At 71.0% G+C, this 19,474-nt stretch carries 14 protein-coding genes; 3 read left to right on the forward strand and 11 right to left on the reverse strand.

The window, feature by feature from the left end; translation table 11 throughout:
* Position 1: 1 nt before the first annotated feature.
* The 5 genes from K7C98_RS37120 to K7C98_RS37140 all read right to left on the reverse strand — a co-directional run bounded on the left by K7C98_RS37120 (position 2) and on the right by K7C98_RS37140 (position 11,145).
* Positions 2–5,869: an RHS repeat-associated core domain-containing protein gene (locus K7C98_RS37120; RefSeq protein ID WP_224196623.1), complete on the reverse strand. Its 5,868-nt coding sequence runs from the start codon at positions 5,867–5,869 to the stop codon at positions 2–4.
* Between the two features lie 30 nt (positions 5,870–5,899).
* Positions 5,900–6,340 (reverse strand): hypothetical protein, encoded by a 441-nt coding sequence (locus tag K7C98_RS37125; protein WP_224196624.1) that lies wholly within the window; start codon positions 6,338–6,340, stop codon positions 5,900–5,902.
* Positions 6,337–6,588: a hypothetical protein gene (locus K7C98_RS37130; protein ID WP_224196625.1), complete on the reverse strand. Its 252-nt coding sequence runs from the start codon at positions 6,586–6,588 to the stop codon at positions 6,337–6,339. Before K7C98_RS37130 ends, K7C98_RS37125 begins: the two co-directional genes overlap by 4 nt.
* A 7-nt stretch (positions 6,589–6,595) precedes the next feature.
* Entirely contained in the window at positions 6,596–10,432 is a 3,837-nt protein-coding gene (locus tag K7C98_RS37135; RefSeq protein WP_224196626.1) for a dickkopf-related protein, read from the reverse strand.
* Between the two features lie 98 nt (positions 10,433–10,530).
* Positions 10,531–11,145 (reverse strand): hypothetical protein, encoded by a 615-nt coding sequence (locus K7C98_RS37140; RefSeq protein ID WP_224196627.1) that lies wholly within the window; start codon positions 11,143–11,145, stop codon positions 10,531–10,533.
* A 161-nt stretch (positions 11,146–11,306) separates the two neighbouring features.
* Between K7C98_RS37140 and K7C98_RS37145 the strand changes: the two genes are divergently transcribed.
* The 3 genes from K7C98_RS37145 (at position 11,307) to K7C98_RS37155 (ending at position 13,195) form a co-directional block, all read left to right on the forward strand.
* Entirely contained in the window at positions 11,307–11,645 is a 339-nt protein-coding gene (locus K7C98_RS37145; protein ID WP_224196628.1) for a MerR family transcriptional regulator, read from the forward strand.
* Between the two features lie 4 nt (positions 11,646–11,649).
* On the forward strand, positions 11,650–11,940 hold the full coding sequence (locus K7C98_RS37150; protein ID WP_224196629.1) for a hypothetical protein: 291 nt from the start codon (positions 11,650–11,652) through the stop codon (positions 11,938–11,940).
* A gap of 547 nt (positions 11,941–12,487) precedes the next feature.
* The gene (locus K7C98_RS37155) at positions 12,488–13,195 is read left to right on the forward strand and encodes a hypothetical protein (RefSeq protein WP_224196630.1); all 708 of its coding nucleotides are present in this window, start codon (positions 12,488–12,490) and stop codon (positions 13,193–13,195) included.
* Between the two features lie 50 nt (positions 13,196–13,245).
* Here K7C98_RS37155 and K7C98_RS37160 read toward each other — a convergent pair whose 3' ends face one another.
* The 6 genes from K7C98_RS37160 to K7C98_RS37185 all read right to left on the reverse strand — a co-directional run bounded on the left by K7C98_RS37160 (position 13,246) and on the right by K7C98_RS37185 (position 19,385).
* Positions 13,246–15,198: a metallophosphoesterase family protein gene (locus K7C98_RS37160; protein ID WP_224196631.1), complete on the reverse strand. Its 1,953-nt coding sequence runs from the start codon at positions 15,196–15,198 to the stop codon at positions 13,246–13,248.
* Positions 15,199–15,289: 91 nt separating this feature from the next.
* Positions 15,290–16,546 carry a site-specific integrase gene (locus K7C98_RS37165; protein WP_224196632.1) on the reverse strand — a complete coding sequence of 419 codons (1,257 nt, stop codon included), beginning with the start codon at positions 16,544–16,546 and terminating at the stop codon, positions 15,290–15,292.
* 70 nt (positions 16,547–16,616) lie between these two features.
* Positions 16,617–16,847, reverse strand: coding sequence for a hypothetical protein (locus K7C98_RS37170; protein ID WP_224196633.1), 231 nt, complete (start codon positions 16,845–16,847; stop codon positions 16,617–16,619).
* 36 nt (positions 16,848–16,883) lie between these two features.
* Positions 16,884–17,639 carry a tetratricopeptide repeat protein gene (locus K7C98_RS37175; RefSeq protein WP_224196634.1) on the reverse strand — a complete coding sequence of 252 codons (756 nt, stop codon included), beginning with the start codon at positions 17,637–17,639 and terminating at the stop codon, positions 16,884–16,886.
* Positions 17,636–18,235: an RNA polymerase sigma factor gene (locus tag K7C98_RS37180; protein ID WP_224196635.1), complete on the reverse strand. Its 600-nt coding sequence runs from the start codon at positions 18,233–18,235 to the stop codon at positions 17,636–17,638. Before K7C98_RS37180 ends, K7C98_RS37175 begins: the two co-directional genes overlap by 4 nt.
* 148 nt (positions 18,236–18,383) lie before the next feature.
* Positions 18,384–19,385: a hypothetical protein gene (locus K7C98_RS37185; RefSeq protein ID WP_224196636.1), complete on the reverse strand. Its 1,002-nt coding sequence runs from the start codon at positions 19,383–19,385 to the stop codon at positions 18,384–18,386.
* Positions 19,386–19,474: the final 89 nt, after the last annotated feature.

Raw genomic sequence — 19,474 nt, forward strand, 5'->3', positions numbered from 1 at the left:
CTCATTCGATCTTTGTTCCTTTCGCACGGTTGCACGTACCGCAGAGGAGCTGCCCGTTGGTGGGCGACCCGTCACCGCCGCGGACCTTGGGGATGACGTGGTCGTGTTGCCGTTCGTTCCCCGGGGGGGTGACGTTCGCCGTGTGCCGCTGTCCGGGCACGAGAGGCGTCTTGCACTTCTCGCACGTCTCAACGCCATCATACCGCGCGCGGTTCTCGGCTCGGATCTCTTCTTTCCCCTTCGGCGTGAATTTCTTGCTCGCCCGCGGACCGCCAGAGGTACCAGCCTTGACACCGCTGCGGAGCTCATCGAACCGCTTTACGGCCTCGCGTTGTGCCTTTGCCGAGGCCGCCGCGTCGACGACGCGGTCGGCGCCGCGGGCCCAGCGGTAGGCGCCCTTGATGTCGCCCGCGCTGACGGGCAAGGCCTCGCTGGCGAGCGAGAGGGCGGACAGGACGCGGGCGCCGATGCCGGCCTCGGCGCTGGCGATCGTCAGAGCGTCGTCGACGACGCCGCTGAACTCGTCGACCTTGTCGTAGCCCTTGTAGGCGGCCTTGAACGTCGCTTTTGCGCCCTTGATGATCCAGGTGACCCAGCCGTGGCCGGTCGGGTCGACCTTGCCGATCGGGTTGTTCGCGGCGTAGCGGTAGAGGTTGCGCTCGCCGGGCTCCTCCAGCCGAGCCGCGGGGTTGAGCAGGTGGTAGGGGTCCGGGCTCGCCCAGCGGCCGAGCTCGGGCAGGTAGTGCCGGGCGCCGATGGCGATGGCGCCGCTCAGCGGGTCGTCTTCCTTGCCAGTGAAGCGGTAGGTGGGTCCCGCGGCGCTGTCGTCGGTGCGCCAGGCCAGTCGAGCCGCGCCGTAGGGGTCGGCGGCGTCGCGGGCGAGCGGGCGACCCTCGTGGTCGAGCACCAGGGCGGCAGAGCCGAGGCGATCGGCAACGTGGTAGCGGGTGTGCTCGTCGGGGACGAGCTGGCGCGCGGCGTCGTCGTGATGGCGGCAGCTCAGTGCGCCCGCGAGACCGGCGATGGCGAGCGCTGCTGCGATGGGCCGCGGGAAAACCGGAACTGTTCCGGTCGAGCCCTGCTGGCGGCCGAGGCGCCACGCGAACGCGAGCAGCAACAGGAGCGCCAGCAGGAGCGCCGCGGGGGCGGTGCGGGGCGTGTGGACCGCCGCCACGGTTGGGGCGTCGAGCTCGGGGTAGCAGCCGCTCGGCATCGGCACGGCGCTCTCGGCGATCCGCTCGCCGGCGAAGTGAACCCAGCGGACGAGCTGGCCGTCGCGGACCTCGACGTTCGGGGTGACGTAGAGCGTCTCGTGGGCGAGCTGGCCACGCGCGTCGTATTCGCGGCGGACGGCGCGCTCTCCGGTGTAGCTGTAGACGTGTTCGACGCGGCGACCGTCGCCCGCGACGAACGACTGCACGCGGCCGTGCGGGTCGAAATGCCACGCGCCGCCGGCGAGCGGGCCTGCGCCTGTGACCTCGGCGAGCTGGCCGGCGTCGTCGTAGGCGAGGTGCTGGCCGTCGAGCTCGATCGCGGCGTGCGGGCGCGCGTCGTCGTACCCGAGGAGGCGGCCATCGTGCTCGAGGAGGTTGCCGTCGTCGCTGTAGCGCCAGCGGTGGGTCACGCCGTGTGCTTTGCTGGCGACCAGGCGGTGCAGGTCGTCGTAGACGTAGGTCTGCGCGAGGGAGAAATTCTCCGCGGCGAGGTGGTCCCGGGTCTCAGCGAGCTGGCCCGCAACGTCGTAGCGATGCACGAGGTCGAGTAGCGCGGCGTCACCCTTGGCGCGCTGGCCGAGGACGCGGCCGGTCGTGTCGAGCTCGCGCGTCAGCATCACGCCGGGTGCGAGGGTGAGGCGTCGCCAGCGGGCGAGTGCGTCGTAGTCCGCAGCGGTGGCGAAGAGCCCGGGCACTTCGAGGCCGCGCGCGGTGTAGGCGTGATCGAGGGTGCTGCCGTCCGGGTACACGTCGCGGAGCGGCCGGTCCTGGGCGTCGTAGAGCTGGGCGGTCGAGAGAGTGACCGGGGCGCGTGGACCGTCGAAACGACGGGTCGCGCGGATCACCCGGCCGCGGGCGTCGTGGGTGAATTCGACGCGGCCGGCGTCGTCGTCGACCGCGACGAGCTGGCCGCCGCGATCGTAGGTGCGACGGACGTCGCTAACCTGCGCGCCGGCGGGATCGAACGCCTGCTCATGGAGCAGCCGGCCGAGCGGATCGAACGACCACGTGACGCGCGCGCCGGTGGCGTCGATCCGTTCGACGAGCCGGCCGGTCGCGTCGAAGCGCTGGATTACGTCGCCCGCGTCGGGCGAGTCGATGGCTTCCAGGCGACCGCCGCCGTCGTAGCGGTAGGTGGTCGCATGGCCCTCGGGGTCGATGTGCTCGACCAGGCGATCGGCGGCGTCATGCTGGTAGCGGTGAGTGATGTCGCGGCCCGCGAGGCGGCTCGTGATACTCGCTATTCGGCCGAGGCCGTCGTGCTGCGTGCGCTCCGGCGCGTCGGTGTACGGCGGCGCGGGGTGCAGGTCCTCGTGATCGCGGCGTTCCAGCGCGAGCGGGCTGTAAGTCGTCGCGGACTCGTAGCCGTCTGCGTCGCGCGTCCAGGCGACACGGCCGAGCGCGTCGTGATGCGTGACGCTGCGGGGCCAGGCGCCGGCGAGCGTCACCTGTACGCCGGGCATGAGCGTGGCGGCGGGGAGCACCTGGCCGACGAGCAGCTCGGCGACATGGCCGGCGGCGCTGTAGCGCCGCGCGGCCCGCAAGATGGCGCCGGTGCCGGCGTCGTCTTGGGTCACCTCGGCGACCGCGCGGCCGAGGCTGTCGAGGTGGCTGACGGCGAGTTCGACTGCCACTTCGCCACTCACGCGACGCAGCTCGGTGACGATGGACGGGCGCGCGGCGGTGCCGTCGAGGTAGTAGCGGTAGCGCGTCGTCGGCAGCTCGGGCGTGTCGCCGGGCTCGATCTCCGCGACCAGGCGGCCGAGGCCGTCGTACTCGGCGCGCGTCATGGCGCCGTTAGGCGCGGTGACGACGAGGGGATGCCCCGTTCGCGCGTCCCAGGTCGCCGTCGTCACCAGATCGTCGGCGCTGGCGAGCTGGAGACGCTCCTCGATCGGGAACAGGCCGTCGTCGTCGAAGTGGCGCTCCAGCGTGCCGTCCTCGGCGTCGCGGATCCGCGTGATGTTGCCGCGCGCGTCGACTGACTGACGCAGCGTCGGGACCCAGGTGTCGCCGGCGAGCCAGGTCTCGACTCGAGCGACGACGCCGCGGGCGTCGAGCTGGCCGAGCGGGACGCCTTGTTCCGGCGGTCCGTCGTAGTAGGTCCGGGTCGCGGTGATCTGTGCGCCGTCGCCGTCGCTGATCACTTGCTCGGCGACGCGGTCGCGCGGTGCATCGTCAGCGGCGGGCTCGGCGTAGACGTAGGTCGTGATTCGCTCGTCGCCGGGTAGGTCTGCGCCCGATTTCGCGTCGACGCGACCGAGGGCCCGTTCCTCGAGGACATTTCCCCACGCGTCATAATCCCACTCGGTGCGAACCCGGACGGCGGCTGCGTCGGGCCCGGCCTCCACGTGATCCGTGTCGGTGGCGACGCGGCGGGCGGCGAGCACACCCGGCGCAGGGTTCTCGACCTCGATCGTGTGCGACTCGCGGACGAGTACGCCGCGCGGGCTCGCGGTCTCGCTGCGGAGAAGCTGGAGCTTGCGGGCCTCGTCCGTCTGGCCGAGGTCGTAGCGGGTCGTGGTGGTCGCGGTCTCGCTGAAGGTGTCGCCGACGCTGGTCTCGCGCAGCTCGGCGAAGCCGCGGAATTCGCCGCGGTCCGCGTCGAACCAGCCGTCGCGCACGTGGTGCTCCGCGGTGTGCGACCAGGACGTGTGCTCGTCGGTCTCGCGCGATCGCGTCAGCACCGGCAGCGCGGTCGGCGGCGTCGACGTCCAGGCGTCGCCGGTGTCGGCGTCGGCGTCGGCGAGCGCGGCGGCCGACGCATACGTGAACTCGCGGCGGTAGCCGAGGCCGGTGCTCAGCTCGGCGAGGAGGCCCGGCTGCTCGGCGAACGACCACGCCCGCCACGGCTGCGAGCCGTCGATATCGACGCGGAGCACGTCGACCGTCCCGCTCGCGTCCACGTCGCTCAGGAGGACGACCTCGTCGGCTTCGAGGTCGGGCCAGGCGACGCTTGCGGCAGGGGCCACGGAGCCGTCGTGCTGATAGGTGTAGAGGTCGAGCGACGCGCCGCCGATCCGCACGAGGTCGGCGGCGCCGTCGCCGTTGAGGTCGCCGAATTCCCAGCGCTGGCCCTCTGCCATCGGCGGCACGCCCGCGAGATCGACCGGCTCGGCGAACAGGCCGAGGCCCTCCCCCGCAGCGACGAGAACGCGGCTCTCGCTCGGCAGGACGCGCACGAGATCGGGCAGCCGATCACCGTCGAGGTCGGCGACCTGCATGCCCGGATCACCGAGACGCATGCCGGCCGGCGGCGGGGGAACCGGCTCGGCCGGGAGGTAGCCGGGCGCGTCATGGTGGCGGATCCAGATCCAGCCGTCCGCATCGTCATGCCGCAGCACGTCGACGCGGCTGTCCAGGTTGAGATCGACGAGCGTGACGTTCGGCGCGGTGAGGTCGAAGCCGACGTCGAGGGCGATCGGCGCGGCCTTGCCGAACGGGATGCCGCCGCCAGTGAACGCCCACAGCTCGCCCTCGCCGGGTTGCGCGAGGAGATCCTCGATCCCGTCGCCCGTGAGGTCGGCGAAGCGCGCGGTTGTGGTGAGCGTGACGGCCGGCGTCGGGACGGCGGTCCAGTTGGGTGCGAGCGCGGCCCCCCGGCCCTTCCGGTAGCGCCAGCCGTCGAGCGTCGTGTCAAGCAGGTCGGGCAACGCGTCGCCGTCGATGTCGACCCAGGCACGACCGTCTGCGGTGGGATCGAGCGCGGGCGCCTCGGCGATCGCTGTCTCGCGCGGATTGTCGAGCGCGCCGCCATAGCGGAGATGCCAGGGCGGCAGTGCGGTGCCGTCACTCGCGGCGGTGTCGATCCTGACGAGCACGCTCGCCGGGTTCATGACGGTCTGCTCGTAGGTGAGCGTCGTGGTGCGAACCGGCGCGCCGTCGACCTCGGTGACGATCGTGCGGAGCCTGTGGCGCAGCTCGACCGCGAAGCCTGGCGCGCGCGTGCGGACGACGTCCGTGCGCGTCTCGTAGACGAAGCGGACGGCGGCGCGGCCGTCGTTGTAGGTGATCGCGGCGAGCAGCGGCGCGGTGGAGCCGGGCTCGCGCGTGTAGTGGAAATCGAGGCGGTTGCCGTGGACGTCCGTGATGGCGGAGAGCTCGAGGTGGAAGTCGCCGGCGTTGCCGCTGAGGCGCGCGTCGTCCGCGAGGCCGAACAGATAGCCGGTGCCGTCCGTGCTGACGGCGGACATCGCCCCGCCCGGCAGCGCGCGGACGACGACGGGCGCCCCCTGTTCGATCCGCTCGCGGTAGACGCCTGGCGCCACCTCGACGAGCTCCTCGCCGCCCCCGAGGCCGCGGAGAACCCACGCGTCCGAGACGTCGTAGCGGGGGATGCCGGTCCGCAGCGAGCGCTCGATCGCCGGCAGCCCGAGCGACCAGCCGAGCCCCAGCACGCCCGCGCCTTCACCGGCGCTGTAGTGCAGCGCGAGCTCAGGCTGAAGGCCCGCGCGGCCGAGCGGGACCTCGAGCGGGTAAGACAACGACGGAAGGCCGCTCGCGGGGCTCACGTCGTAGCCCTGGCCGAAGCCTTCGATCGAGGCCGGGCCCTTCGGGAGATTGATGGCGGTGGCGAGGGTCGCGCTGGTGTCGGCGCGGGCGGTGCCCGCGGTGAGCGCGAGCGCGACCAAGATGGGACCTGTTCGCAGAGACATGTGAACCTCACGGGAATGTGGGGACCGGAATCAGAGGCCCATGAGCGTCGTCAGGGTCGTTCCGAGCTCGGGGGGTGGAGATGAATCGGTGGATGAGTCTGGCGCGGCGGTAGACCGCGTCGCGGCGCCCCGGTGGAAGCGGAGCGCTGGCTTGGCCAACAATCGAGGCTTCGTCGCGTCCCCGACGCGCGGCACGAGCCCGCTCCGTGCCGCGTGCCGGTACATGGCCGCGTGCTCCTCTTCGAGGTACGTGCGGAGCAGGGCCGCGCCGGTCGGGGATAGCCGGCGCTCGTGGTTCAGGATGCTGGTCAGCGCGGCCACCACGCCGCGCTTCATGCCGCGGAGCGACCACCAGATCCGCTCGAAGGGCGCCCGGTCCTGCGTCTCGGCCAGGTTGATCAGGCGCACTACGCCGGCGATGCATCGGTCGATGCCGGCGAGCGGATGATCGTCCGGAGCTTCCGGCGTCATCGAGTGCCTCGCTCCGAGGTGTCGCGCCGCGACGTCCGGATGGTGCAGTTCACGATCCGTCCGACCATCGTCCGGTCGCTCAGACTCAGGATGTGGCCGGAGGCGAACGCCACCTGCACAGCACCGTAGTCGTGGTGCTGCACCATGACGGCGCGGCTGCGGAGCGTCGGTTGGCCGGGAATTCGGACCACGATGGTCGCGAGCCCGGGCTCCAGCTCGCGCGCGGGGATGATGCTGTGGATGCGCATGAACCCCTCAGTTGCCGCAGCTCGGCGTGAACGTGCCTTGGCCCGCGGGGGCGATCGAGCCGGCGCGGTGGTGCAGGCGCAGCACCACGTCGGCGAGGTGGCGGAGGTTGAGGTCGCGGTTCGCGGGCGCCTTGTCGGCCGGCGGGATCGTGAGCGTCCACTGCTCGCCATGGACGGGCCAACCCGCGTAACCCGCGTTCCCGCCAGCGGTGCCCCACTCGCCGACGCCGGCCTGGATCACGACCTGCTCGCGCTCAAAGCTGTAGGGCACGTAGGCCGACCAGGACGGCAGGTCCGCGCCGTCGCAGCGGCGGACGCCAGCGAGGCCCTGTCGCGTGAGCCAGATTTCGGCCTCGCGGTCGCCGAGGTAGTCGCCGACGAGCTTGGCCTCGATCTCCTCGATCCGGTCGTCGCAGAGCGCCGGCGAGAACAGCGTGTGCTCGAAGGCGGAGAGCGCGAACGGCAACGCGACGGCGCCGTCCGGCTGACGGTGCAGTGGGTCGCGCAGCAGCGCGGCGAATTGTTCGCCCGGCGTGACCACGGAGCCGTTCAGATCCGGCACGTCGAGCGTGATGCCGAAGATGTCCGAGCGCAGGCTGACCTCGGTGACGTAGGGCTGGCCGAAGCCGTGCTCCAGCCGATAGTCCTCGTAGATGCTGTCGAGGCACACAAGCAGGGCGTCGAAGTCGGCGGGCGAGCGCGCGGCGGCGAGGCTTTCGCGCAGGGTCGGCAGGTCCTGGTTCAGCTCGTATTCGAGGGCGCGCAGCGCGAGGTAGGCGCGGCGCATCGTCTGCTCGCGGACCGGAAGGACGCGGCGGGCGGCCTCCAGGCGCGCCTGTAGGAAATGCGGGCGCGTCAGCGCGTTGTCCGGGTTGTCCTCGAGCATGAGGCCGACCGCGCGCGTCTTCTCCTGCACGAGCGCGCCGACCTCCTGGTAGGCGCTCCACATGGCCGTGATCGCGGCGGCGCGGGCGAGCTCCGCCTCCTCGACCTCGATCTGCAGCAGGAGGCCCTCGGCCCGGATGTTCTTGATGAGCGCCACCGACGCCGCCCGCCGGACCTCCAGGTCGCTCGCGCGGATGGCCGCGTCGATCTCGGCGTTGATCGCCGTGATCTCCTGCTGCTCGTTGCGCGCGAGTTCGTCGCGCGCCTCGTCGAGGCCCGCCTGCCCGAGGATGCTTTCGCACTGGTTGTCCGTGCGCGTGGTGAGGCTGTTCGCGTTCGCCTCGCACGAGACGACGGCGCCCGCGAGCGCGACCGGGTTCGGCAAGGCGTTGCCGAAGATGGACGGCCCGGAAAACAGGCTTGAGCCGATCTGCTGCATGCAGTCGCCGATAAGCACCTCACCCTCGGCCTGGGCGTTCTCGCGGACGCGGGTGCATTCTGCAGTGGCCTCCGCCTGCGCAAGCGCGGCTCGCTGCTCGCCGGCGGCGTCCTGCACCTTGAAGATCTCGCCCTGCGCCGCTTCGATCTCGGCCTGAAGGTCCAGGGCGAGCGCGACTTCCTTCCCGAACCGCTCCTCCTCGACCGCGATCGCGTGGAGGTTGTTCTCGACCGCCTGGCCGGCGTGTCTGATCCGCAGACCCGCGGCGAGCACCGCGGATTTGAGGTCGGCGATCTGGCCGCCGTGCTCTCCGCAGTGCTCCAGTGCCGGCGCAGTCTCACCGGGCAGGCTGCCGCAGAGCGCACGCAGCTTGCCGTCGTACTCCGCCTCGATCTGGAACGCGGTCGTCTGGAGCGCGTGCGTCTTCTGCTCGTAGTCGCGGACCGCCTGCCACGCGTCCTCGGCGACCTGTTCGAGCTGCGCGAGGTCGTCCGCAGCGAGTGCGTGGACGGCCTCGAAGTTGCTGCGGTGCTGCGCGATGTCCTGTGGCCCGAGCGCGAGCGGGACGTAGGCGGTCGGATAGCCGAACGAGGTCTCGGGGGCGAGCTCGGCGTGGGCTGTTGCGAGCGACTCGAGTGCCTGCCCAAGCGCGTGGAGGCCGAGCGCGGCGTCGGGGTTGTCGTGCAGCCGCGCGTGCAGCTCGACGCTGGCGGCGTGGGTAGCGATCGTGGCGAGGCGGACGGCGGCGCGGGCATCGGCGAGGCTCGTACCGGCCCGGCGAGCGAGGCGGGACCACTGGTTCGTGGTTCGCGCGAAGGCGGCGACGAGGTCGAGGGGCGCGAGGTGAGCGCGCGCGGTCGGGGCGTCGGGAAATTCCTCGTCGATCGACGCGAGGCTCAGGGCATAGGCGGGCGCGAGGAGGGGCGCGAGCGCGGCGGCGAGGCGCGCGCGATCGTCGGCGAGGATGTCGAGCTCGCGCGCCAGGACGTCGGACACCGGCTCGCCGATGGCGTCCTTGTAGGCGAAGGCGGCGTCGACCTGCGCCTCCGTGGCGAGCAGCGCGGCAGCCTGCGCCTCATCCGCGGCAAAGAGCGCGCTGGACTTGCCGATCGCCTCGCCCCACGCACCTCCGAGCTCGACGCTGCCGCGACGGATGAGCGCGTGAGCGCAGCGAAGCGCGGCGATGTCCAGGCACGTGACGCCGTCGTCGTAGATGGGCGACGACGCTGTGCAAGCGTCCCAGGTCCAGATGCTCGGCGGTTTGACCTCCGCGCCGCCGCTCAGCGCCGCGAGGACGCTCGGGAGGTTGTAGGCCGAGGCCCGGAGGTCCCCGCCGCACTCGAGCTTATCCTCCGGCGAGCAGCTTCCGCCCGCACAGGCCTCGCATGCCGGGCCGGGCTCCGCGAGCGTGTCGGGCGTGCCGTAGGCGGTGCCGAGGCCGTCGCATGCGTCGGCGTCGAGGCCAGGCGGCGCGAGCCAGGCGGGTGCGAATGCGTCGCCCGGGACGTTCTCGGCGGCGTGGACGAGCCCCGTCAGCGGCCCGTGTCGGCGCAACGTGAAGGCGCCGCCGACCTGCACGGGAGCGTCTTGCAGGCCCGTGATCGACTCGACGAGGGTGCCCTCCAGGCCGTCGCCGTTGCGCGTTCCGGTGAGGACGAGCTCGCGCCCCAGCTCGCGCGCGATCGGGCTGCTGCGCCAGTTGTCCGCCGGCAATCGGTCGCGGATCGTGATCGAGATGTCGCCCGCCGGCGTCCACGTGCCGGTGAGCGCGAAGGGTAGCGGCCACAGGAGGCTCGCGTCGGTGTCGACCCGGCCGGCGATGGTGCCGTCGTCGCGGAAATCGAGATCGAGGATGAGGTCGCTGCCGCCGAGACTGAAGCCGCCGGCGTCGAAGGCGAGCGCGCCACGGAAGCGGCCGGAATCGGGCGCGGCCTCGATCTCGATCGACCACAGGATCGCGCCGCCGCTGGTGAGGATCTGGACCGGCAGCATCCGATCTTCCGCCGACATCGCGGCGAGGTTGACCTCGGCCGTCAACTCGACGGTTTCGCCGGCCGCAAGCTCGGCCGGCTCAGTGTCGATGGTGAGCGCCGGGCTGGCGGTCGTGAGGCGGTAGGCGAGCGGATCGGGCCCATCGTTGCGGAGGACGGTGCGCGCCTGGGTCTCGCCGAACGCGAGGATGGTGAAGCGCTCGACCAGCACCGGCACGCCGACGAGCGGGGCCGATTCCTCACCCGCCGCGCAGCGGCCGTGGGGATCGCAGCTCGATCCGTCCCCGCACTCGCCGTCGCTGGAACAGCCGTCGACGCAGATCCGCAGCTCGCAGAAGCGGCGCGCGCCACAGTCGGCGTCGACGCGGCACGCATGGCCCGTCGACGCCTCGGTGTCGGGCGGCGTGGACGACGGCGGATCGGCGGCCAGCGGTGGCGGCGATTCCGGCGGCGCGTGGGCGGTCTCCTGGTTGCAGGCAAACGAAAGCAGCAGGGCAGTAGCGGCCCGATAAAGGGTTCCACGTCTCAAGGCACACCTCTCCTGTGGCGCTCGTGCGAGCGCATTTTCAGCGCGGGCAAGTTCGGCGGGCGTCCGCCGTCAAGCGCCTGCAAGAGGCGCGGCGAGGATCAGGAGGCCGGCGCCTCCCGTGGAGCGAGGGCGTCGGGCGCCGGCCGCTCACTTGCGAGAATGAGATCGGCGCCGCTACCCGGCCGACCGAACACGTGGACGGCGCCCTGGTGCTCGAGGGTCCAGATGTCGCCGTGCAGGTGGAGGTTGCGCGCGATGGCCGTGCGGTCGGCGATCGTGAGGCCCGAGACGATGCCGAGGGCGCTGCGGAGACAGTTTCCGAGCTCGGACATCGAGCCGAACGCGCCGCGGTAGTTGCCGCGGTGGCGATACGCAGCGATCGACGCCGGCAGCGGCGCCGAGTCGGCGTAGAGGGTGTTACGGCGAGCCCGCAGACTGATCCGCGCGACGTTGAGGGCCCGCTGCGCCTCGTCGCTCCGCCTGACGGCGGCGTCGAGCTCCGCCCGGATCTGCTCCGGGGTCCGCGGCGTCTTGACGGCGATCACCCGGCGAAGCGCGTCGACCAGGGCTTCGGCGACGAGCTCCTCGTCGCGGCGGATCTCGGCGAGGCGCGCCGCGCGGCGCACGGTGCTCGCCGCCAGAAACTCCTGCCCCGAGCGGGCTGGCGGTCGGGATGCGGGTGGCGCTGGCGGGGAAGCAAAGTGAGCGTCCATCGTGGCGTCTCTACCGGTGGCCTTTCTATAATTGATAAAAACAACCAGCAACGTCTGTTTTCGCGCATGCCGTGCGCGAATTCGACCCAAGTCCCAAGGGCGCCCACAGCTGGGGCCCTGGCGCCATGGCAGCTATCGAAAGGACCGGTTAGGCTCGGGTGGTGCCCCGGACCAAGCCGTTGCCGAAAATTGCCACCACGGATGACCTCGTGAGGGTCACCGGGCTCACGAGCGCGACCATGTACGACTGGGCCGACAAGGGCCTGCTGCCCGCGCCGGAGGTCGTGTCAGACGGGAGCCGCGGCATCAAGGCGCGCTGGCCGTTCGAGTCGCTCGAGCGGGCGCGCTTCGTGATGCAGAAACGTGCCGAGATGCACACCCTGCCGGAAATCGCCGCGATGATCGCCGAGAAGTGGGGCCCGCCGACCGAGGAGGACAAGGCGCGGCGCGCGGACACCCGCGCGAAGCGGGGCCGGAAGAAGAAGGAGCCGGAGACCTGAGCTGATGGCGCGCCCGAAGTTCGTCACCAACGAGGAGCTGATCGCCGTCACCGGCGTGTCGCGGCAATCGCTCAACCTGTGGGTCAAACGCGGCCTGCTGCCGGCGCCGACGATCTTCTCGGACGGCAAGACCGGCGTGCGCTCGCGCTGGCCGGCCGAGGCGCTCGAGCGGGCGAAGTTCATCGTCGAGGCCCGCAGGTTCTACGCGCTGCACGAGATCGAGGGCCTCGTGCGCGAGCGGTGGGGCGACGGCGGCGAGGCGCCCGCAGCGTCAACAACAGGGGCGAAGGAGTGAGCACGGGTGCTCCACGGTGCCGAGCTGCTGGGGGCCGGAAATGAGCGACGACGCCTGCGTTCCGCCGCCTCGCGTGCTCGCGCCTGCCTCGCCCCGAGTCTCGTTGAGCCGGGCGGCCGGCCCGGATGCGCAACACTGCACAACCTGATATCCGGACCTGATGTCTGTGATGTCCCAAGGGACAGCACAAGAAATGCCGGTGATATTTTAAAGGCCAGCAATTCGGCCGACTCCGCGCCCGGCCGCGAAGATGGTCCAGTGGCGCGCCAGCGGCAGCGTTTCGGGCCTCTTATTGCTCCGAACCGCGCACGCCCGAACTTGGGGGCACAGAATTGAGCGTGAGGACGCGCAATGCTGCACAATGTGATGTCCTAAAGGGCATGTGATGATGTCCAAAGGGACAGCACCAGAAATGGCGGTGATATTTTAAGGGCCAGCAATTCGGCCGACTCCGCGCCCGGCCGCGAAGATGGTCCAGTGGCGCGCACGGATAAATTCCTTCGGGCCGCGTATTGACGCTCGCCGAGGCGTGCTACGGTGCGTCGTCGTGAAGCTGCTAAAGGTGATATGGGCGATCCTGCGCGGCATCTTCTGGGGGATCGTGGACGACGATCTATTCAGCAGCCGCGAAGAGCCGGCGGCCAACAAGGAAGGCCCGTGGTGGGAGGACAAGGCGAGGACGCCGAAGGAGCCCACCGCGAGCTCGACCGCTCCCAAGGCGGAACCGAGCGCGCACAAGGCGACAACGCCGGGCTGGTGGGCAGCTCCCGCGCCACCTGCGACCCCACCGACGATCAAGGTGGAAACGGACGCGGGCACGTTCATCGCTGCGACCACCTTCTCGGGGCCAAACCTCATGGGGATCCGCCGTGTCGAGCGGCCGCGACAGGAGGGTGAGAGCCGCCGGCGCCGCCGCAGCACGACCCCTCCAACTTCGCCCGTCACGCGCACAGACATCAAGTTGGAACCATGGGAGCCGGCCATCCCCCAGCAGGTCGCCAGCGAGCCCACCATCCGCCAGGGCGCCGCCAGCGAGCTGCCCACGACGGGCATCCAGCTCCGACCGCGCGAGCCGGCTGTTCCTCAGAATGCCGCCAGCGAGCCAAATGGCCCCGACGCCGCAGTGCCGATCGAGCCCGCCGACGTACCGCGAGTCGCGCGAGCACGACGCGTGCGAAGTCGTTTCGGTGGAGCGCCGCAGTTGGCGACCACGCTCGCCACTCGGCTCGCGCTCGCCGCCAGCACCCAGAGTTAGCCAGCCCCACGGCCGAGAACAAGTCTCTCGGAATGAGGCGACGACGCGGATCAGCGAGTCCGACGCGTCACCGGTACGACGTAGGTGACCGCCCCAGAGTCGTCGAGATCGTAGTGGTCCTGGTCGCGGTTGATACGACGCCCGAGGTAGTTGTCGAGCATCCGGCGCGGGAAGAAACGCAGGCTCGCGTTCGTCCCGAGCAGTTCGATTCGACCTGCGCTGTAGCCGTGGATCCGCTTGAGTTGGCGGCCTTCCCGGTCCTTGTACTGCTCAAGACCGAACAGCGAGGCGCCTTGCAGGGCACGCCGTTCGGGTGCGCCGCCGATGCTGATCGCGGTGGAGGTGCCCTCGTGCATGTGGCCGAACAGATGCGCGGCGAAGCGGCCTGGAATATCGATCTCAGCGGAGAATTCCTGTCTGGCGCGGGGATGTAGCCAGGTGGGCGGATGGTGCGTCAGTAGGAAATTGACGTCGTGGCGCCTCAGCCACGCGGGGGCGTCGTGCCCGCAGACCTCATGAAGCTGGCGTGGATCCACGTCCATTCGCTCAAAGAAATCTCCCTCGGCGAGCTGCAAGAATGCGGAGTTGAGGCCGACGACACCGACATCGACGCCACCGACGCGCAGCGACAACGCGACGTCGCCGGGCAAGAGCCCACTGAGGCTGGTTGCGGTCGTCCACCGACGACGAGCTGCCCATGCGCTGTAGGCCCCGAAGGCAGTCCGCAGGCCGGCGAGGTACGGGTTGTCGTGGTTGTTGAGGACGTGATCGCGCAGGTCGTGGTTGCGATGCCACTGCTCGAGCGCGAGCACGATCGGGTCGAAGCGAGGCGGGCGGGTTAGATCGTGGTTGCCGGGCACTGCGACGAGCTGCGGCTGCGATCCAAGCCGATCAAGGCATCTCCACAACTGCTCCAAGGTTCGGTCGAGTTGATCGAACTCCTCCGGCTCCCCGCGCTGTGTGAGATCGCCGGTGAAGAACACGACGTCCCAGCGACCCGTGTGCTCCGCCAGGCGCTCGAGGTCGGCAAACATCTTGTCCTTCACGTTGGGCCATAACCAGCTCGTGCCGCTCATCCCTTGGTGAAGATCGGTCAGGTGCAGCCAGCCAAAAGACGCCGGGGTGACGGGCATGGGCGTTGGCTGGCTTCGGACCTCGACGCTCGGAAGCGTGGAAGCCAGGGAGGTGGGTGCCACATGGACGGACCGCGGCGAAGGGGCCGCAGGCTCGCGCTCGAAGGCAATTTCGATGATGCTTCGCAGGGGTGAGGATGGGGCCCGCCCGGAGGGGCTTGGGAGGAAGTTCAGCGATGCGGGAACAACGTCGGCCGGGCCAGGCGCCCCGGCAGCAGGGGCCGGCAGCGTCGGCACGGGGCCGTCAAGCTCGTCCTCGTCGACTGACGCGGCCGCGCCAGCGGCCCGCGCGAGACGAAACCCGCTGATCAGCAAGACATCGGCGCCGTGCGGATCGATATGGTGCGCGACGAGCAGCGCATGGACGCGACGGCAGTACTCGAGATAGTCCGCTCCGGTCTGCAACGCGAGCACGGGCTTGCCCTCGAGCGCGGCGAGCCCGTGCGCCATTGAGGTACTGCGCGGGACGAAACGCCCAGACTCGCGGACGTGGAGCACCATCGACAGGAACAACCAGCCGCCACCGGGGAGCCGGCCGCCGCGTCGCAGCGCGACGAGGTTGGCAGCCAACCACGCGTCATCGGCGCGCCACAACTGGGGTACGATCTCGTTGACGTTGTCGAGGCTGCCGACGAGGAGGTTAGCGTTGCGACCGACGAGGCCGGTGGCGAAACGGCCCTGGACCTCGCGCCCGTTGCTGACGTCCTGGTTGAACAGCTCGAGCACGCGACGCAGCGCAGTCTCGTCGAGGCGACCGAGCCGCTCGCCCAGGAGCGCGCGAGCCTCGGCGGTCGCCCTTATGCGCCGCTCCAGGCGCGCGGGCGGGAGATGAGCGAGGGCGTCGCGGATGGCCTGAGCGCGATCGTTCATGAGACGGGACGCCACTCTAACCGAATTGCACCCCGCGCTGGGCCGCCTGCCGGGGTCCGGACGGGCTCACCGCCGGGCGCGCAGGGCGGCGCTACCGGGAGCGCGGGCGGGTCGGCGACCCCTTCGGCGGCTTCGCCTTCGCGCCGGAGCGGCCGGCGCGGACGATCACCTTGCTCGTCAGGTTGACCGCGTCGCGCAGCACGTAGTCGGCGATGTGCGCGTAGCGCTGGGTCGTCCGGTAGTTCTTGTGGCCGAGCATCTTGCCGACCACCTCGAGCGGCACGCCGTTCATGATCGCGTCGCTGGCGACCGAGTGCCGGAGGTCGTGCAGGCGCACGTCGGGGATACCCGCCAGCTTGCGCGCGTTGGCCCAGCTCCGGTCCAGGCTGTACAGCTTCTTGCCGTTCTTCGAGCAGACGACCAGGCCGCGCTTGGGGTTCCCCTTCGCCGCCGCGATCGCCCCGAGCAGCGCCATCACCTCGTCGGCGACGATGACGTCGCGCTTGCCGCCCTTGGAGTCGGGCAGGCGCAGCATCTTCTGGCGCCATGCGACCTGCTCCCAGCGCAGGTCGCGGATCTCGTCGCGCCGCATGCCGGTGAGCATCAGCAGCCGCACGCCCCAGATCGCCTCGCGGCCGATGTGCCCCGGCTTGCCGGATCGGATCTTCTCGGCCGCCGTCAGCACGCGCTCGAGCGCCTGCCGCTCCTCGGGGGTCAGGAAGCGCTCGACCTCCCTCTCTTCGAATCGCTGCACCGCGGTTGCCGGGTTCCGGTACGCCGTCCGATCCCACAGCTCCCACTTCGAATACATCACGCTGAGCACGCAGCGCATGTAATTGGCGGCACACGGCATCGGCTTGAGCTTGTTGTGCGCCCGCTGGACGTCGGCCGGTGTGATGTCGTCCATCCGCTTGCTGCCGAACTCGGGAAGGACATACAGGCGTAGCACCCTGCGGTACTTCTCGGCCGTACGTGGCTTGAGGTACATGTCGACATGATCCTGTTCGAAGCGCCTGGCGAACTCGCGGATCGTGGGCGCCTTCGAGCCACTCGACAGCGCGGTCTCGGACGTCGGCCCGGCGGCTTTCGGAGCGCCGACGCTCGCGCCAGGGCCCTGCTGTGCCAGGACGACCATTGCGATCTTGCGCGCCTCATCAGCTCCAAACGCCGGGGTCAGGAGCCCGAGCCGGTGCCGATGGTCCTTGTTGGCCGGGTCGCGGTACCTGGCGAAGAACACCTTCTTGCCACTCGGAAGCACCCGCAGAACGAATCCGGGCAGGGAGTCGCAGGTGATCTCGTACTTGACTTCGCGCGGCTTGGCCTCGCGCGCTTGCGTGTTCGTGAGCATGGCTAGCCTCCAGACCCACAACCAAATCGATCCAAAAACGAACCGGCGCAAGGGTGTTTAACGCCCTGGCCTAAGAGACATGAAATCTCGAATTCGAGCCATAGGGGCTGATTTCGATCATGTATATGACATTGCCGTCGTCGCACTGCTCGCCGGGATCGACGACGCCGTCGCCGCACAGGGCCTCGTCGCCGTCGGTCAGCTCGCCGAGGTCGCCGGGCTTCTGTTCGCAGGCGCCGAGCGCCAGCGTGACGAGGGCGGACAGGAAGATGGTCGAAAGGACAGACTTATGGAGCGTCATGGGTAACCTCGAGATGCAGGCACGCCGCCCGATCTGTCACTCGATCTCGCGGCAGATCTGGCGCATGCGTTCGGCGAGGTGCGAGCTCGGACGCTCGCGCAGGAACTTCTGCCGCGCGGCGCTCGCGGCCTCGCGGTCGCCGAGCTTGCACAGCGCGGTCGCCCGCGAGACCTGGCGCTCCTCCTCGAACACGCCGCCGGGGAAGCGACGGCCGTGCGCGTCGAGGGCCGCGAGCGCGTCCTCGTGGCGGCCTGCGGCGAGGGCCGCCTGGGCGCGCTGGAACGAGGCGACCTCCTCGGGCCGCAGCGACGGATCGGCATCCGGCCGCGGTCTCCGCCGCGGGCCGGCGTCGCGGTGTGATGATTGGACCACCTTCGGGGCAATGATGGGAGGCGATGCGTCGATCGTCGGCGGTGGATCGAGCGCGGCGGCGGGAGCGTCGGTGATCGATGGGTCGAGCGCCGGCGAGGCCTGGATCGAGGGCGCGGTCGTTTCGCGCGGCGCGAGCGGCTGCGGGGCGGACTCGCCGGGGGCTTGATGCTCCGCCTCGACGTGGCTGGCCGTGCGTCCGCGCCAGGCGGTCGCGGCGGCCAGGCCGACGCACAGCAGGAGCGCTGCGGCCATGGCTGCGAGGGCCCAGGTCGTGCGGGGGCGCCGGGGCGGGGCGGCCGGAGGTGCGAGCCGGGCGTCGATGGCGGCCCAGGTGGCGGCGCGGGTGGCCGCGCTCGGCCGATCGACGGCGCGCAGGGCAGCGGCGTACTCGCGGAGCTCGTCGTCGAGTGGTTCGATCACGGGGTCCTCCTCGCGGCGCGCGCGTGGTGGCGGGCGATCGCCTTCTGCAACAATTGGCGCGCGGCCCGGACCCGCGAATACGCGGTGTTGAGGTTGATCTCGAGGCACTCGGCGACCTCCGGCATGGGCATGCCCTCGATGTCGGACAGCACGAAGGCCATTCGCTTGTCCTCGTCCATGGCGTCGAGGGCGCCGCGGACGACGGCGGCGGCCTGGCGGCGCGCGAGCTCCTCCTCGGGGCAGGAACCGGCGGGCTCGGGCTCGACCACGAGCTCGAGGTGCCGCGCGGCGCGCTGGCGATAGCGGCGGGCGATCCGTCGCGTGATGCCGTAGAGCAGCGCGCGCACGGAGCCACGGACGTCGAACTCGTCGCGGCGTTGATGCAGGACGACGAACACGTCCTGCACGGCGTCGTCGACGACGGCCGCGGGCACGCCGAGGCGGCCGGTCAGGCGCCACACGAACTCGTAGTGATCGCGGAACAGCTCGGCGATCGCGGGCAAGGCGGCGGCGCGCGGGCTGGCGTGCGCGCGCGTGTCGGGGTCGCCGAGGGCGGCCGATGGGACGAGGACCGGCGGGATGCTCCGGTCATGCAACGAGGGGCCAGGTTCTGTCAGACAAAAAACAGGGAGACGACGGCGGGCGAACCCGCGCCAGGAGTCAAGAGGCGCGTCGTGCGCGATGCGGCGCGTTCCGCTGTATTGATGGAACCGCGCCGGTGCGCAGCGACGAGTCGCGGGGCGGTCAGAAGAACCGCAGCTCGAGCGCGAACAGGCCGCGGAACGCGACGGGGGCCGCGCGATGGACATCCGTGTCCTGGCCGCGCAGACGGAAGCGCGCGGCCAGCAGCGGGACGGCGACGCCGAGCTGCAGGCCGAGCGCGAGCCGGGGCACCGGCACCCATTGCACGCGAGCGTCGGCCAGAGCGGCCAGCCAGAACACGCGATCGACGGTGGGCGTGACGACGCCGACGCCCGCGCCGCGCATCGCTCCCAGCTCGAGGCCGGCGCACAACGGCAGCTCGACCTTGCGGAGGGCGAAGCGCGGACAGACGCCGAGCTGGGCTGCCGTGAGGCGCAGGTCGCCGCCGCCGCCGGTGCCCGCGACGCGGGCAGGTTGCTCGAGCCAGTGACCGGCGCCGACCTCGGCGCGCACGCGGCGAGCGAGCAAGCCGAGGCGCAGCAGGAAGCCGGCGGTGGGGCGCGGCAGGGCGCCGACATCGAGGCCGGCGGCGAGGCTCACCGCCATGCGCAGCGACGCAGGCGGCGGGACGCGGGGCGCGGGCGAGCGAGGTGGTGAGCGCGGCGGTGGGCCGTCGCGGGCCTCGCGGAGCACGGGCACGGCGAGCGGGATGTCGCCGGGGTCGCGCGAGGTGGGCTCGGCGGCGAGGACCGGCCCGGCGAGGAGGTCGGGGTCGATGGCGACGGCGATCATCAGCGCGGCGGCGTCGACCAGCAGCTCACACGAATCGGCGACGACGCTGCGTGTGACGGCGGGGGCGTCCTGCGGCTCGATCGTCAGCGCGAGCTCCCACCGGCGATCGCGGCGGCGTCGCGCGGTGGCGCGGGCGGTCACGGCCTCGGCGTCGGCGGGGGTGAGCGAGCGGCCGAGATCGGCGGCGACGGCCCCGGCGAGCGCGTCGCGCGAGGGGCACGCGGCCGGTGCGTCCCACCGCAGCAGGCCGTCGGTCGCCGCGGGTGGCGCGAGCGAGAGCGTCAGGGCGGCGAGGATCTCCGGCAGATCCACGCCGCGAGTCTATCGCAGTTCTATTAAAAGGGCGGCGACGGCGAATCATATGTACTTCAGGACATGACCGCCGGGCCAGTGTCGATCCG

The organism is Nannocystis pusilla (assembly GCF_020073745.1).
Lineage (GTDB): Bacteria > Myxococcota_A > Polyangia > Nannocystales > Nannocystaceae > Nannocystis > Nannocystis radixulma.